Raw genomic sequence first — 15302 nt, 5'->3', positions numbered from 1 at the left:
TCAAATGCCGTCGCCGTCGGCGAATCCCTTCTCTTCCTCCCCTTTGCCGTTCAGATGCAACACCCATTTCGCCAGCGGCCGCCGCGCGGCCAGACTGGAAGCGGCGATGAAAGCCACGGCACTCAGCAGCAGGATGGCCAATTCCCGCCACCATTCCACCAGGGCCAGATCCTCGGACAACCCGACCGAGACCAGGACGGGATAGCCGTCGACGGCACGAAAGACGCCGATTTCCGGCGTGCCGTCGGTGGGATCGGGAATGCGTCCGGCCAGTTCCCGTCCCTCGACGCCCCAGCGACGGAATAGCCTGCTGTCCAGGAAGGTCTTTCCGGCCAGGGAATAGTCGCGCGGGTGATTGACCAGCAACCGGCCGGCATCGTCGAAGATGCGCACCGCCACTCCGGGACCGGGGCTCATCCCGGCGACCTGTGAAAAGATGTACTCGGTATCCAGCTGCACCAGCAGCATTCCCAGGAAGCGGCCGTCCAGATCCTGCAGCCGGCGGCTGATCATCAGCCGCCAGCGGCCCGGTCCGGTCTCGCCCACGGTCAGGCCGGCATCGCCGACGAAGATCGCGCCGTCCCGACCGTGGTCGCGGTGTCGCTGGAAGAAGAAGCCGCCCGAGATGTCGGGAGCGGGATGGGGCGCCGGCACCGACGCGGCCGCCAGCCGCCCCGAGGCGTCGAACACCAGCACCGCCGCCACCTGGGGCAGACGCTGGGTGGTCAGCTGGAAGACCCGCTGCAATTGCGGCTGGGACGCCTGGGCGGCGACGAAGCGCGTCGCCACCGGCCGCAGATGATCGGTGATATGGACCTCGACCGGCTGGAGGGTGGCGGTCAGGGTGCGCGACACCTCGCGGGACAAGGCGTGGACCTGCACCTGGGCCTCCTCGAAGGCCTGGTCGTGCTCGATCCACAGGCTGCCGAATTCCCAGGCGTTGAACAGCAGCGCCACCAGGGCGGGCGGTGCCAGCAGCAGCGGCAGCCACCGCCGCGCCCAGCCTTTCACCGTCCTGTGGACCTGCTTCACCATTGCCGCCCTCGGTCAATGCTGCAATGCAACATGGACGGTAGCGCGTTTGCCGTCACAAAGCCAATGACTCTTGCTATGCAAGGGCCGAGGGGGCACATTCCCCCCTTTGCTCCCGGTCGTACGGGAAAGCCGAGGAACGATGGTAAGGATACTGGCGGTTGGACTCGTTGACTGGTGCTGGCGCCGCGCCTGGGCGGTGGTCATCGCCTCGCTGGCCGTCACCGTGCTGCTGGGTTGGTTCGCCGCCACCCACCTGTCGCTGGACACCGACGAGAGCAAGCTGATCTCGTCCGACCTGCCGTTCCGCAAGGTGGAAAAGACCATCGATCAGGCCTTTCCCCACTCCACCGACCGGCTGGCGGTGATCATCGACGGCCCCACCGCCGAACTGGCCGAGGACGCGGTCGAAAGGCTGGCCCAGGCTCTGCCCGCCGCCCACAAGGGCGTCGTCCACGACGCCGCGCGGCCGGCCGAGGAGGTGTTCTTCCGCAAGAACGGCCTGCTGTTCCTATCCACCGCCGAGCTGAGCGACATCGTCGAGCGTCTGGTCCAGGCCCAGCCCCTGCTGGGCTCCATCGCCAAGGACCCCTCCTTGCGCGGCCTGCTGGCCTCGGTGGATCTGGTGCTGCAGGGCATCAGTCATGGGCAGGCCCAGCCCAAGGATATCGAGCCGCTGCTGGCCCAATTGGACAAGCCGGCCGCCGCCCTCGCCGCCGGCCAGACGGCCAAGCCGGTGGACTGGCAGGGCCTGATGTCGGGCGGCCCGGCCAAGGATGCGCCACGCCGCTTCCTGATGGTGCGAGGCGCCCTCGATTACAGCGAGCTGGAGCCGGCCTCCGACCTGATCAAGGCGGTGCGCGCCACCGCCCGCGACCTGGGGCTGGTGCCGGAAAAGGGCTATCGCGTGCGCGTCACCGGCAGTCTGGCCCTGGCCGACGCCAATTTCGCCACCGTGGCCGAGGGCGTCGAGATTTCGGCACCGCTGTCCTTCCTGGCGGTGCTGCTGCTGCTGTTCTGGGGCGTACGCTCCGGCCGGGTGGTGGCGGCCATCGTCATCAGCCTGATCGTCGGCCTGGTGGGAACCGCCGCCTTCGCCAGCGCCACGGTGGGCAGCCTCAACCCCATTTCCGTGGCCTTCGCGGTGATGTTCGTCGGCATCGCCGTGGATTTCGGCATCCAGTTCGTCACCGCCTATCGCAACGAACGCTATCTCAAGGGCGACGCGCACGCCGCGGTGCAGGGCGCGGCGGCCGCCATGGCGGCGCCCCTGACCCTGGCGGCCATCGCCACCGCCGTGGGCTTCCTGTCGTTCATGCCCACCGATTATACCGGGGTGTCCCAGTTGGGGCTGATCGCCGGCGGCGGCATGATCATCGCCCTGATCATCGACTTCACCCTGCTGCCCGCTTTGCTGGCCCTGCTGAAGCCCCTGCCCGAGGAAGAGCCGGTCGGCCTGAAGCTCCAGGCCGCCGACGCCTTCCTGCGCCGCCATGCCAAACCCATCGTGGTGATGGGATGTGTCGTCGGGCTGACCGGCGCCGCGCTGCTGCCCGTCATGCCCATGGATTTCGATCCGCTGCACCTGCAGGACCCCAAGGCCGAGGCGGTCTCCACCTTCCTCGATCTGGCCCGCGATCCCGACAACGGCGTCTACAACATGGAGACCCTGGCCCCGTCGGTGGAAGCGGCCACCGCCCTGGCCGAGAAGTTCTCGGCCCTGCCCGAAGTGCACCGGGCCATGACGGTGACCACCTTCATCCCCGACGGGCAGGACGAAAAGCTGGCGATGATCGGCGACGTGGCCATGGTGCTGGGGCCGACCCTCAGCCCGGCCAAGGTGCTGCCCGCCCCGTCGCCCGAGGAATTGCTGGCCGCCGTCACCCGGCTGGCCGGGCAGTTGGAGACCATCGCCCCCGACCACCCGCCGTCCAAGCGGCTGGCCGAGCACCTCAAGGCCATCGCCGCCAAGGGCCCCAAGGCCGCCGAGGACTATCAGAAGGCCGCCGCCGCCGGCCTTCCCGCCCTGCTGTCGGGCATCCGGCGCTCGCTGGACGCCGAGGCGGTCAGCCTCGACACCCTGCCCGCCGAGATGAAGAACGGATGGATCGCCTCCGACGGCCGGCGGACCCGCGTCCAGATCCTGCCCAAGTTCGACGTTCAGGACGAGGAGCAGCGCCGCCGCTTCATCGCCGCCGTTTCGGCGGTCACTCCCGACGTGATCGGCGCCCCCGTCTCCATGGAGGAATCCGGGCGGGTGGTGATCCGGGCCTTCGCCATCGCCGCCATCGGCGCCATCCTCGCCATCGGCCTGCTGCTGGGCCTGATGGTCCGGCGGGTGCTGGATTCCGTGCTGGTGCTGGCGCCGCTGGTGCTGGGAGCCCTGGCCACGGTCATCGTCGCCCGGCTGGCCGGCATCGCGCTGAACTTCGCCAACGTCATCGCCCTGCCGCTGCTGCTGGGCATCGGCGTGGCCTTCAACATCTATTTCGTGGTCAACTGGCGCAACGGCGTCACCGATCACCTGTCGTCGCCCACCACCCGGGCGGTGCTGTTCTCGGCGCTGACCACCGGCTCGGCCTTTGGCAGTCTGGCGGTATCGCCCCACCTGGGCACCGCCTCCATGGGTGTCCTGCTGTTCCTGTCGCTGGGCATCACGGTGGTATCCACCTTCGTGGTGCTGCCAGCCATCTTCCACCTGATCGGTAAGCCCAAGTGAGCAAGCGCCTGATCGTCACCGCCGATGATTTCGGCCGCTCCCTCCAGGTCAATCAGGCGGTGGAGGAGGGCCATGTCGACGGCATCCTGACCGCCGCCAGCCTGATGGTCACCGAAGGCGCGGTGGACGACGCGGTGGAGCGCGCCCGGCGGCTGCCCAATCTGGGCGTCGGACTGCACGTCACCCTGGTGGACGGCATCCCCGCCCTGGCGCCGTCGCGGATTCCCGATCTGGTCAACGAGCAGGGCCTGTTCACCCGCGATCTGGTGCGGCTCGGCACCCGCATCTTTCTGTCCAAGGACGCGCAGCGTCAGGTCACCGCCGAGATGCGCGCCCAGTTCGAGCTGTTCAAGGCCACCGGCCTGCCTCTGGCCCATGTGGACTTCCATCACCACTACCACCAGCACCCCACCGTATTCGATCTGGTGCTCGAACTGGCGGTGGAGTACGGCGCGCCGGGCATCCGCATTCCGTGGGAACCGCCGCTGCGCTCATACCGGGCGCGGGGCGACAGGCTGGGCACCCGCCTGCTCAACGGCATCTTCCACTGGCGGCGCAACCGCGCCATGGCGGCCAAGGCCAGGGCCAGGGGGCTGGTGGTCAACGAACGGGCCTTCGGCATCAACGATTCGGGCCAGATGGACGCCGCCAAGGTGAACTCGTTCCTGGACGTGCTGCCCGACGGCCTGTCGGAAATCTACAGCCATCCCGCCACCGGACATTGGACGGCACCGCGGCCCATGCCGCCCCATTACCGCATCGACGAGGAGTACAAGGCGCTGATCGCTCCGGAAAACCGCCGCAAGGTCGCCGCGTTGGGCATCACGCTGACCACCTTCGCGCAGGAGGCGGCACGCCGATGAAAGGCAACCTGCTGCGCCTGGGCGTCATCGTCCTGATCGTCATCGCCGCCTGGTACATGCGCGATGGCTTCGGCGACGTGGGCGGGGCGCTCGATACCGCCGGCTGGAGCGGCGTGGCGCTGATGGCGCTGACCCACGCTTTGCCGGTGGCGCTGTGCGGCATCGCCTGGGGCCTGCTGCAAGACGACGTCCCCACCCTGAAATTCTCGGTGGCCCGCTGGATCAAGGACGGAGTGGGCGAACTGGCCGGCATCCTGCCGCTGTCGGGCGAGATGGCCGCCATCCGCCTGATGACCCGCTACGGCTTCCGCGTCGCCGATGCCAGCGCCATCGTCATGGTGGACGTCACCGCCGAGGCCATCGCCCAGTTCTTCTTCAGCCTGCTGGGCGTCGGCCTGTGGCTGCATCTCTATCCCGACGCGGCGGTCACCCGCTGGGCGCTGATCGCCCTGGGCGTCAGCATCCCCGGTCTGGCCGTCTTCGTGGCGCTGCAGCGCTCGGTGGTGATGCGGTTCCTCGAGACCCTGCCGTCCAGGATCATGCCCCATGCCTGGGACGCCCCCGATGCCGATTCGGGGGTGCATGCCGCCGTCAACGCCCTCTATGCCAACCACCGCCGCTTCGCCCGCTCGGTCTTCTGGCACGTCCTGGCCTGGGCGGCGGGCGCGCTGGAGGCCTGGGTGGCGCTGCGCCTGCTGGGCTATCCCATGGGGCTGGCCGAGGTGCTGGCCCTGGAAAGCATCATCTACGCTATCCGCTCGGTGGCCTTCGTGGTGCCCGGCGCCATCGGCCTGCAGGAAGGCGGCTACATGCTGGTGGGCGCCGTGCTGGGCCTGCCCACCGAGATCGCCCTGGCGGTATCGCTGCTCAAGCGCGGGCGTGAATTGCTGATGGGCCTGCCGGCCCTGTTCGCCTGGCACTACATCGAGCACTCCACCGCCAAGGCAAAGGCCTCGGCCGAGAAGACCGAGGCCTGAGTCTCCGAACCGGCGCCCTCTACGCGCAGCGGATCTCGCGGATAAAGCCCGCCACCTCCAGGGCCAACTGGTCGGAGGCGCCCTTGAGGCCGTTGGCGGCGTCGTAGACCTGATCCGACATCATCTTGGTTTCCTCGGCGGCGCCCGAGACCACCTCGACGTTCTCGGCGGCCGAGGCGGTGCCGTGGGCCGCCTGCTCCACCGAACGGGCGATCTCGGCGGTGGCGGCGCCCTGCTCCTCCACCGCCGCCGCGATGGCCGAGGACAACTCGCTGATATTCTCGATGGTGCCCGAGATGGAGCGGATGGCGTCCACCGCCGACCGGGTCTCGGACTGGATGGCATTGACCTGCTGGCCGATCTCCTCGGTGGCCCTGGCGGTCTGGTTGGCCAGATGCTTGACCTCGTTGGCGACCACGGCGAAGCCCTTGCCAGCGTCGCCGGCCCTGGCCGCCTCGATGGTGGCGTTGAGTGCCAAAAGGTTGGTCTGGGCCGCGATATCGTTGATCAGGCTGACCACGTCGCCGATCTTCTGGGCCGCCTCGGCCAGACCGCGCACCATGCGGTCGGTCTCGCCCGCCTGACGCACCGCATCCCCCGAGATGGTGGCGGCATGGGCTACCTGACGGGAAATCTCGGTGACCGAGGACGACAGTTCCTGGGTCGCCGCCGACACCGACTGGACATTGGCGGTAACCTGTCCGGTCATGGCGGTGACGTTGCTCGCCTGGGCCATGGTCTGCTGGGCATTGGCAGACAGGGTCTGGGCGTTGCCCAGCAGCGAGCCCGACGATACGTCGATCAGGTCGACCACCCCCTTGACGCGATCTTCCAGGGATTTGGCGACGCGGTTGAGCTCGGCCTTGCGGTTTTCCTCGGCCTGACGGTCCAGCTCGGCCTTTTCCAGGGCGGAATAGCCGAGCCGGGCCTTGAGGGCGCGCAACAGCGAGTGCAGTTGCCCGAACTCATGCACGTCGGCCGCCGGAATCTCATGGGCCTGATTGCCGGCGGCGATGGCGTCGAAATGGCGCTCCATGGCCTTCAAGGGGTTGCGGATGCCGGCCAGTATCCAGACGGCCAGGACGAAGCCCAGGATGATGGCGACGACCAGGGCGCCGACCACCAGCATGGCCTTCGACGACAGGTTCTGTTCGGCCCTGGCATAGGTCTTGCCGGCATCCCGGCTCTGATAGGTGATCAGGTCCTTGAGCGCGACATGGTTGGCGTTATAGAGCGGCCGCATGGTTTCGCCGAAATGCTTGGCCAGGGCGGGACCATCGGCCTTGCGGGTAAGGTCCAGGGCGGGCAGCAGTCCCTGGTCGCGAAAGGCTGTCCGCGCCTTGGCGAATTTTTCGATCAGGGCCACCTCCTCGGCCGGATGGCTGCCCTGGGCATAGTGTTCCCACTTGTGGTTGATGGCCTGCGAATTGGCCTCGATGGCGGCCAGCCGCTCGCTGACCGGCACCCAATGCTGGTTGGTCTGTAACTGGAGCGCGATGCTGGCGATCTGGCGATAGTTTTCCTGCGCCAGATCGGCGATCTCGGCCAGATCGATGGCCGGCAGGGTGTTCTCCTGATAGACCTCGCGCACATCGTTGCCGATGCCGCGCATGCCGGAAATGCCCAGCCAGCCCACCACCAGCATCAGTACGCCCAGCGTCGCCAGCACTCCGCACAGACGTCCGGCGATGGAATTCTTCAACTCGGCAAGCTTGCCGGCCAATCCGGTGGACACCACCCGCCCGTCACGGATGGTCAGTCCCTGGGCCTTGCCGTCGCGGAACAGCTGATAAGCCTGCTCGGCGGCATTGATCTGGGCGCGGGTCGGCTTGGAGCGGATGGAGATGAAGCCGGCGATCCGTCCCTCTTCCATAAACGGCGTGACGTTGGCCAGCACCCAGTAATGGTCGCCGGTCTTGGTGCGGTTCTTGACATAGCCTTCCCACGGCCGCCCGGACTTGATGGCCACCCACAGATCGGTGAACGCCTCCTTGGGCATATGGGGATGGCGCACCACGTTGTGGGGGGCGCCCAGCAGCTCTTGCTCGGTGAAGCCGCTGATATCGATGAACGCCTTATTGACGAAGGTGATGCGGCCGCCGGCATCAGTGCGCGACACCAGCATGTCGCCGTCCCGCAATTCCACTTCACGGTTGGTAATCGGTCCATTATCACGCATCGACACTCTCCATTCCGGCTCGATCACCCCGTCCGGTTGATTTTTCCGCACAACTAAATCTACCTTTGGATATACGGGAGTGCACACCTTTAGAATGGTATGAGTTTTTACGTATTCAAGAGTACTAATGAGAATCTCCGACCCCCTAACTATGATATTTCGAGAAAAGTTTCTGTTGTGCCCTGCCCCGTCCCGCCGTTAGGGTCCGCCCCATGAGTGAAGTCCAGACCCTGACCATCGCCGAGGAAGAGGCCGAGATTCGCCTCGACCGCTGGTTCAAGCGCCATTTCCCCACCGTCAGCCATGGGCTGCTGGAAAAGTGGCTGCGCGCCGGCAACGTCCGGGTGGACGGCAAGCGCGCCAAATCCAACCAGCGGCTGGAAGCCGGGCAAAGCGTGCGCATCCCGCCGCTGCCCGCCGCCGAGGCGCCCCCCCGCGAGGTCAAGCCCGCGCCGGTGGACGAGAAGACCGCCCGCATGCTGCGCGACGCGGTCATCTACATGGACGACGACATCATTGCCCTCAACAAGCCGCCGGGTCTGGCGGTACAGGGCGGCACCGGCATGGCCGACAAGCATCTGGACGCCTGGCTGGACGCGCTGTCCTTCGATGGCGGCCGCCCCAAGCTGGTCCATCGTCTGGACAAGGACACCTCGGGGGTGCTGCTGCTGGGCCGCACCGCCAATGCCGCCGCCAAGCTGGCCGCCGCCTTCAAAAGCCGCGCCGCCCGCAAGTGCTATTGGGCGCTGGTGGCCGGCGTGCCGCGCTATCCCCAGGGCCGCATCGATGCTCCCCTCGCCAAGCTGCCCGGCAAGGCCGGCGAGAAGGTGGCGGTGGACAAGGAGGACGGCAAGCACGCCGTCACCTATTACCGCGTGGTGGATTCCACCCTGAAGCGGGCCGCCTGGCTGGAACTGGAGCCGCGAACCGGGCGCACCCACCAGTTGCGCGCCCATTGCCTGCTGCTGGGCACTCCCATCATGGGCGACGGCAAGTATGGCGGGGCGGCCGCCCTGATCGAGGGCACCGGCGTATCGCGCAAGCTGCACCTGCACGCCCGCGCCGTGCGCCTGCCCCATCCGCGCACCGGCAAGCCGCTGGAGATTTCGGCGCCGCTGCCGCCCCATATCAAGGCCAGCTTCGACTTCTTCGGCTTCACCGAGGGCGAATCCGGCCCGCCCTTCGTGTCCTTCGAGGAAGATTAGAAGACGTCATCATTCCGCCGCATTCCGGCGGTTGGTTGTGGGGCCCCGATGGGGTAAGATAACCCTACGAAAAATACGAGCAGCGCGCCGGAGCCCGATGTCCCATCTGCGCCTTGCCGTCTTCGATGTGGACGGCACCCTGGTGGACAGCCAGCATAATATCGTTTCGGCCATGACCGAGGCGTGGAGCAACCTGAATCTGGGCATTCCCCGGCCCGAACAGGTGCGCCGCATCATCGGCCTGTCGCTGGTGGATGCCTGCGCCGTGCTGCTGCCCTGGGCCAATCCCACCGTTCACCGCGCCGTGGCCGACGCCTACAAGGAAGCCTTCCGCGCCATGCGCCTGCTGCCCGACACCATGGAGCCGCTGTTTCCCGGCGTGAAGGAAGCCCTCGACCGCCTGGAGGGCGAGGGCTGGCTGCTGGGAATCGCCACCGGCAAGTCGCGGCGCGGCGTCGATTCCCTGCTGGAGGCCCACGACCTCCAGGGCCGCTTCGTCACCATCCAGACCGCCGACGACAATCCCAGCAAGCCCAACCCGGCCATGCTGCGCCGGGCCGCCGCCGATTGCGGGCTGGAGCCGGGCGAGATCGTCATGATCGGCGACACCGCCTATGACATGGCCATGGCTTCCGCCGCCCGCACCGCCGCCGTCGGCGTGTCGTGGGGCTATCACTCCCTGGATGAACTGCAGCGCGCCGGCGCCCAGGTGGTGCTCGACACCTTCGACAACCTGACCGAGGTGCTGGACGCCATCACCGGAGATAAGGCCAACACCGGAGATACCGAATGAGGTTGAGCACGATTGCCAAGATCGTTGCCGCCCTGGTCCTGGTTCTGGTGGTTGCGCTGATCGGAGCCGGCAAGGCCCTGAAATCCGAGATCTACAACGCCTTCCTGGCCGACCGGATCAAGGCCGCCACCGGCCTCGATCTCAGCTTCGCCGGTCCCACCAAGCTGAAGCTGGGGCCGTCGCCGGTGCTCAGCTTTACCGGCGTGACCTTGTCGGCCGGCAAGGGCGCCGACATCGTCTATGTCGACCGCATCGAAGCCCGCGTCGCCCTGGTGCCGCTGGCGCTGCGCCAATTCCGGCTGGAATCGCTTACCCTGATCCGTCCGGTCATACATTCGCGGAATCTGGCCCGCCTTGCGGCGTTCAAGCCGGTCGACATCACCGACACCCCGTCGGGCGCCCCCCTCACCCGCCTGGCTTTGTCCGAGGTGCGGATCGAGGACGCCGCCATCCGCTGGGACGGCGGCACCATCCAGGTGGCCAAGGCCCTGATGCGACCGGAGAGCGAGGCCGGTGGACCGGTGGCGCTGCAACTGGATGGACGCTGGCAAGACAGCCGCTTCGACCTTACCGGGGTGATCGGACCGCTGGCCGCCCTGGGCGGCACCAAACCCTATCCCATCCAGATCAAGGGCGCCGTCGGAGGCGCCAACCTCACCCTGCGCGGCACCATGACGGCGCCGCTGGCCGGCAAGGGTCTCGACCTGGAAATCCGCGCCCAGGGCGAGGAACTGACCGATCTGCTGCGCCTGCGCCCCGGCAAGGCCGCCCCCCAGGCCTTCGGCCCCTTCAAGCTGGTAGCCCACGTCAATGATGCCGCCGGCCCGCTCGCCCTGTCCGATATCGACGCCGTCATCGGCCGCCGCGAGTCCCAGTTGATCACCGCCAAGGGGCAAGTGGCCGATGCCCTGGGGCTGGGGGGAGTGGATCTGGCCTTCGGCCTGGAAGCCGAATCCCTGAGCGGCGCCATGCGCATGCTGGGCCTCGACCTGCCCAATGCCGGACCGGTCAAGCTGTCGGCCCGGCTGGCCGACATCGAGAACGGCTGGCGCCTCACCGGCCTGAAGAGCAACCTGGGCAAGAGCGATCTGGCCGGGGAGCTGTCCCTGGTGCTGGCGCCGCGCCCGCGTCTGTATGGCCGTCTGGCCGCCGCCCAGTTGAATCTGGGGGATTTCGCCCTGCCGCCCCCCCGGGCCGGCGCCCCGTCCCAGTCCTCGCAGCCGCAGCGCCCGGCCATTCCCATCGATGACGGCCGCATCCTCGGTGTCGAGCCCCTGGCGCTTGATCTGATCAAGGACATGGATGCCGCTCTGTCCCTGACCGCCGCCCGCCTGCAGGTGGGGCAGACCACCCTGGCCGACGCCGTGGGCGAATTACGCATGACGGCGGGGCGGCTGGCGCTGGAGGCCTTCGCCGCCCGCGCCGGAGAGGGAAGGCTGACCGGCGAGGTCAGGCTGGACGCCGCGGCCAAGGTTCCCACCCTGGCGCTGCGCCTGAGCGGCGGCGGCGTCGACCCCGCCCTCCTGACCGGCGGCGCCCTGAAGGGAGCCAAGGCCGACTTCGTCCTCGACCTCAAGGCCCAGGGCGCCAATATCCGGACCATGGCCGGCACCGCCGAGGGCAGCCTCGCGGTTACCCTGGGCGAGGTGGTGCTGGCCCAGAACAGTTGGGGCGATCTTCCCGCCCGCCTGGCCCGCGACGTGGATGCCGGCGCCCGGGAAGCCGACGGCCTGCATCTGCGCTGTCTGGCGGCCCGCCTTCCGGTCAAGGCCGGGTTGGTCAGCCTCGACCGCGGCCTTGGCGTGGAGACCGCCGGCTCCGGCGCCATGGCCTTCGGCAGCATCGATCTGCGGACCGAAGCCCTGGATGTCACCGTCGCCAGCCGCAGCGCTCCGCCCCAGAAGATCAAGGGCATTCTCGGCGCGCCGATCGTCACTGCGGAAGGAGCCGGCCGAGCCCAGGCCGATGCCACTCCCTGCCGCACCGCCCAGGCTCGCCGCCTCGCCCGCTGAACAACACTCCCGTTTCGTGAAGGCTTCGTTCCCGTGCTCAAGTCCATCAAGCGTTTCTACAAGGATGCCGCCACCCAGGCCGGCGACCATGGGTTCTCCATCCTGTTGGACGGCAAGGCCATCAAGACCCCCGGTGCCCGCGCTCTTGCCGTCACCTCCCGGACGCTGGCCGAGGCCATCGCCGAGGAATGGCGCAGCCAGGGCGAGCAGGTTCTGCCCTCCTCCATGCCCATGACCCAGTTGGCCAGCACCGCGCTCGACCGGGTCGGCCCCGAGCGCCCCCACATCACCGAGCAGTTGATGAACTATGCCGGCACTGATCTGCTGTGCTATCGCGCCGAGATTCCGGCCGATCTGGCGGCACGCCAGACCGCCGCCTGGCAGCCTTTGCTGGATTGGGCCGCCCAGACCCTGGACGCGCCGCTGGTCACCACCACCGGCCTGACCGCCGTGGCCCAGCCCGCCGGGGCGCTGGCCGCCCTGCGGCGCCATGTGGAGTCCTACGACGACTGGCGGCTGACCGCCATTCAGTCGGCCACCGCCGCCATGGGCTCGTTGATTTTGGGCCTTGCCCTGGCCGAGGGCCGCCTGGACGCCGAAGCGGCGTTCCAGGCCTCCCAGACCGACGAGACCTACCAGATCGAGCTGTGGGGCGAGGATTGGGAAGCCGCCGACCGCCGCGCCGAGCTCAGGGGCGATATAGAGGCGGCGGCCCGCTTCCTGGGGCTGCTCAGCCCTTCTTGAAGGCGCACCAGAAGCCGGGGGCTCCCCGGTGCACATCGATTTCCATGGCCACCGTGCGAAAGCCGCTGGCCTCCGCCACCCGTCGCAGATAGGGCCGGCTGTGGGCGTATTCCCCCGGGCCGGTAACCCCGATCTCGCCCGCGTCGTCCAGGGGGTCGACCGAGAAGAGGAAGGCACCGTCGGCGGTCAGAAGCCTGGCCGCATGACGGAAGAACGGCTCCAGATCGGCGAAGTAACACATCACGCAGGATGACAGGATGGATTCGAACGGTCCGTCCAGCGTCTCCAGGACGCCGGGAAGACGGCCTTCGACCAGCTGATCGTAAATCTTGCGCTCCCGCGCCTTGGCGATCATGGCCGGCGACAGTTCGATGCCGGTCACCGTGGTGGCGGAGGCGGGCAGCCGGGTCCCCAGCAGGCCGGTTCCGACGCCGAGTTCCAGCACGCGGCGCAAGCGACGGCCCGGAAAAGCCCCCTGATAAAGGCTCAGCAGACGCTGGCTGAAATACTGATGCAGGGGGTTGCCGTCGTAGTCCTCGGAAATGGCATCCAATGTTGGGACCGGCAGGCTGTCCTCCGCCCTGCCGTCCCAGGGGGCCGCGCGGGTAGCGAACATGGCCACCGCCTCTTCCGCCCGGCCGCTGCGGACCAGCGCGACGGACAGGTTGTGGCGGATCTGGCGGTCCTCCGGCGCGGCGTCCAGCGCCCTCCGAAACAGCTCGGCCGCCGCCCCAATGCGCTCAAGGTGAAAGCACGCCATGCCCCAGAGGGACAGGATGCCGGCATCGGCGGCAATGGTGTCCTGGAGACCGCTGCACAGGTCCACCACCTCCTGATGGGCTCCGCCCCGCGTCAATTCCAGGACCCGATTGAAAATCGCCTCGCGGTCGGCAGGTGGCATACCCATCACAACGGCCATTTCGTCCTCCAGCACCCGACGGGCAAAATCGTTCCCGATACAGATATCATTTCCTGGCCCTTCAACCACGATCATCTGTCACGGAAGGGCCGGCATCTGTCACGGAAGGGCCGGCATCTGTCACGGAAAAGCCGGCCGCCGAAACGAAAGGGGCCGCCCCTCGCGGGACGGCCCCTTCGTCAGTTCCCGGATACCGGAAGAGATTTACTCTTCGTCGGCATCGGCCTTCTTGTCGGCGGTCGGACCGGAGTCGGTGCCCTTGGCGGTGGGGTCGCGATCAACCAGCTCGATGATGGCCATGGGGGCGCAATCGCCGTAGCGGAAGCCGGCCTTCAGCACGCGGCAATAGCCGCCGTTGCGGGTCTTGTAGCGCTCGCCGATCACGGCGAACAGCTTGGCGACCACCTTGTCGTCGCGCAGGAAGGCATAGGCCTGGCGGCGGGCGTGCAGGTCGCCGCGCTTGCCCAGCGTGATCAGCTTCTCGACCACCGGACGCAGGTCCTTGGCCTTGGGCAGGGTGGTCTTGATCTGCTCGTGCTTCAACAGCGCATTGGACAAGCTGACGAACAGGGCCTTACGGGCCGACTTGTCGCGGTTCAGCTTACGGCCGGACATACCATGACGCATAACAACTCTCCTCGTCGCTTGGCCTCGCCGGGCGAGACCGATTGTCGTACCGCATCGCCACCATCATGGGAGAACGAGCGGGTGGACCGGACTGGTCCTCAAAAAAGCTTACGGCGCGACATTGGGGCTGGTGGGGCGGTCAATGTCGCGCCGGAAACAAGTCAGTAGGGCTCTTCCAGCTTCTTGGCCAGCTCTTCGATATTCTCGGGCGGCCAATTGGCAATTTCCATGCCCAGATGCAGACCCATCTGAGCCAGCACTTCCTTGATCTCGTTCAGCGACTTGCGACCGAAATTGGGAGTACGCAGCATCTCGGCCTCGGTCTTCTGGACCAGGTCGCCGATGTAGATGATGTTGTCGTTCTTCAGGCAGTTGGCCGAGCGGACCGAAAGCTCCAGCTCGTCGACCTTGCGCAGCAGGTTCTTATTGAAGGGCAGTTCGTCCTTCTTCTCTTCCTCGACGACCGCGGTGGGCTCCTCGAAGTTGATGAACAGCTGCAGCTGATCCTGCAGGATGCGGGCGGCCAGGGCCACGGCGTCATCCGGAGTGACCGCGCCGTTGGTCTCGACGGTCATGGACAGCTTGTCGTAGTCGGTGACCTGGCCCACGCGGGTGTTTTCCACCTTGTAGGCGACCTTGCGCACCGGCGAGAAGATGGCGTCGATCGGAATGAGACCGATCGGCGAATCCTCGGGACGGTTCTGCGAGGCGGGGACATAACCCTTGCCGGTCTCGACCGTGAACTCGATGTTCAGCTTGGCGCCCTCGTCCAGGGTGCACAGCACCAGTTCGGGGTCCATGATCTCGATATCGTGACCGACTTCGATCAGGCCGGCGGTGACTTCGCCGGGGCCGACGGCCCGCAGGTGCATCCGCTTGGGCCCTTCGCCATGCATGCGCAGGCCGAGGGTCTTGATATTGAGGATGATGTCGGTGACGTCCTCGCGCACGCCGGGGATCGACGAGAATTCATGCAGAACTCCGTCAATCTGGATGGCGGTGACGGCGGCGCCCTGCAGCGACGACAGCAGCACACGGCGCAGGGAATTGCCGAGAGTCATACCGAAGCCGCGTTCCAGCGGTTCGGCGACCACGGTGGCGGTGCGCTGGGCATCGGCCCCAGGCTCCACATGGAGCTTGTTGGGCTTAATCAGTTCCTGCCAGTTCTTCTGAATCACGAGCGTGACCTCATGCTGAACAAAGGAAAACGGAAACGGGCGTGCCGCCGAACC

General features: G+C 67.3%; 12 protein-coding genes. 7 read left to right on the top strand and 5 right to left on the bottom strand.

All coding sequences use genetic code 11. The features are described 5' to 3' along the window. Window positions 1-1035 carry a cache domain-containing protein gene (locus CP958_RS03150; RefSeq protein WP_096700551.1) on the bottom strand — a complete coding sequence of 345 codons (1035 nt, stop codon included), beginning with the start codon at window positions 1033-1035 and terminating at the stop codon, window positions 1-3. 139 nt (window positions 1036-1174) lie between these two features. On the opposite strand from CP958_RS03150, the gene CP958_RS03145 reads away from it, so the two are divergent. From CP958_RS03145 to CP958_RS03135, 3 genes are read left to right on the top strand one after another with little or no spacing between them, the layout of a single operon-like run. Continuing rightward, window positions 1175-3751 carry an MMPL family transporter gene (locus CP958_RS03145; protein ID WP_096700550.1) on the top strand — a complete coding sequence of 859 codons (2577 nt, stop codon included), beginning with the start codon at window positions 1175-1177 and terminating at the stop codon, window positions 3749-3751. Next, window positions 3748-4614, top strand: coding sequence for a hopanoid biosynthesis-associated protein HpnK (gene hpnK, locus CP958_RS03140; protein WP_096700549.1), 867 nt, complete (start codon window positions 3748-3750; stop codon window positions 4612-4614). The genes CP958_RS03145 and hpnK overlap by 4 nt, the downstream gene beginning before the upstream one ends. Next, the gene (locus CP958_RS03135) at window positions 4611-5591 is read left to right on the top strand and encodes a lysylphosphatidylglycerol synthase domain-containing protein (RefSeq protein WP_096700548.1); all 981 of its coding nucleotides are present in this window, start codon (window positions 4611-4613) and stop codon (window positions 5589-5591) included. Before hpnK ends, CP958_RS03135 begins: the two co-directional genes overlap by 4 nt. Window positions 5592-5610: 19 nt before the next feature. On the opposite strand, the gene CP958_RS03130 is transcribed toward CP958_RS03135, so the two are convergent. Next, window positions 5611-7770 carry a methyl-accepting chemotaxis protein gene (locus CP958_RS03130; RefSeq protein WP_096700622.1) on the bottom strand — a complete coding sequence of 720 codons (2160 nt, stop codon included), beginning with the start codon at window positions 7768-7770 and terminating at the stop codon, window positions 5611-5613. 212 nt (window positions 7771-7982) lie between these two features. Between CP958_RS03130 and CP958_RS03125 the strand changes: the two genes are divergently transcribed. The 4 genes from CP958_RS03125 (at window position 7983) to CP958_RS03110 (ending at window position 12524) form a co-directional block, all read left to right on the top strand. Continuing rightward, complete coding sequence (locus CP958_RS03125; protein ID WP_096700547.1) at window positions 7983-8975, top strand: RluA family pseudouridine synthase; 993 nt, start codon at window positions 7983-7985, stop codon at window positions 8973-8975. A gap of 97 nt (window positions 8976-9072) precedes the next feature. Beyond that, window positions 9073-9768 carry an HAD family hydrolase gene (locus tag CP958_RS03120; protein ID WP_096700546.1) on the top strand — a complete coding sequence of 232 codons (696 nt, stop codon included), beginning with the start codon at window positions 9073-9075 and terminating at the stop codon, window positions 9766-9768. Then, complete coding sequence (locus CP958_RS03115; RefSeq protein ID WP_096700545.1) at window positions 9765-11780, top strand: AsmA family protein; 2016 nt, start codon at window positions 9765-9767, stop codon at window positions 11778-11780. Before CP958_RS03120 ends, CP958_RS03115 begins: the two co-directional genes overlap by 4 nt. A gap of 33 nt (window positions 11781-11813) precedes the next feature. Further along, window positions 11814-12524: an ATP12 family protein gene (locus CP958_RS03110; RefSeq protein ID WP_242442714.1), complete on the top strand. Its 711-nt coding sequence runs from the start codon at window positions 11814-11816 to the stop codon at window positions 12522-12524. Here the strand turns inward: CP958_RS03110 and CP958_RS03105 are convergent. The 3 genes from CP958_RS03105 to CP958_RS03095 form a co-directional block, all read right to left on the bottom strand. Then, window positions 12511-13443, bottom strand: coding sequence for a methyltransferase domain-containing protein (locus CP958_RS03105; protein ID WP_170958818.1), 933 nt, complete (start codon window positions 13441-13443; stop codon window positions 12511-12513). The genes CP958_RS03110 and CP958_RS03105 overlap by 14 nt on opposite strands. A gap of 204 nt (window positions 13444-13647) precedes the next feature. Next, on the bottom strand, window positions 13648-14070 hold the full coding sequence (gene rplQ, locus CP958_RS03100) for a 50S ribosomal protein L17 (protein ID WP_096700543.1): 423 nt from the start codon (window positions 14068-14070) through the stop codon (window positions 13648-13650). A 161-nt stretch (window positions 14071-14231) separates the two neighbouring features. After that, a complete protein-coding gene (locus CP958_RS03095) occupies window positions 14232-15248 on the bottom strand; it encodes a DNA-directed RNA polymerase subunit alpha (protein ID WP_068433092.1) in 1017 nt (338 codons plus the stop codon). Between the last annotated feature and the right edge of the window lie 54 nt (window positions 15249-15302).

The organism is Magnetospirillum sp. 15-1 (genome assembly GCF_900184795.1).
Classification (GTDB): Bacteria; Pseudomonadota; Alphaproteobacteria; order Rhodospirillales; family Magnetospirillaceae; genus Phaeospirillum.
This window is presented reverse-complemented; position numbering and strand designations above follow the sequence as displayed.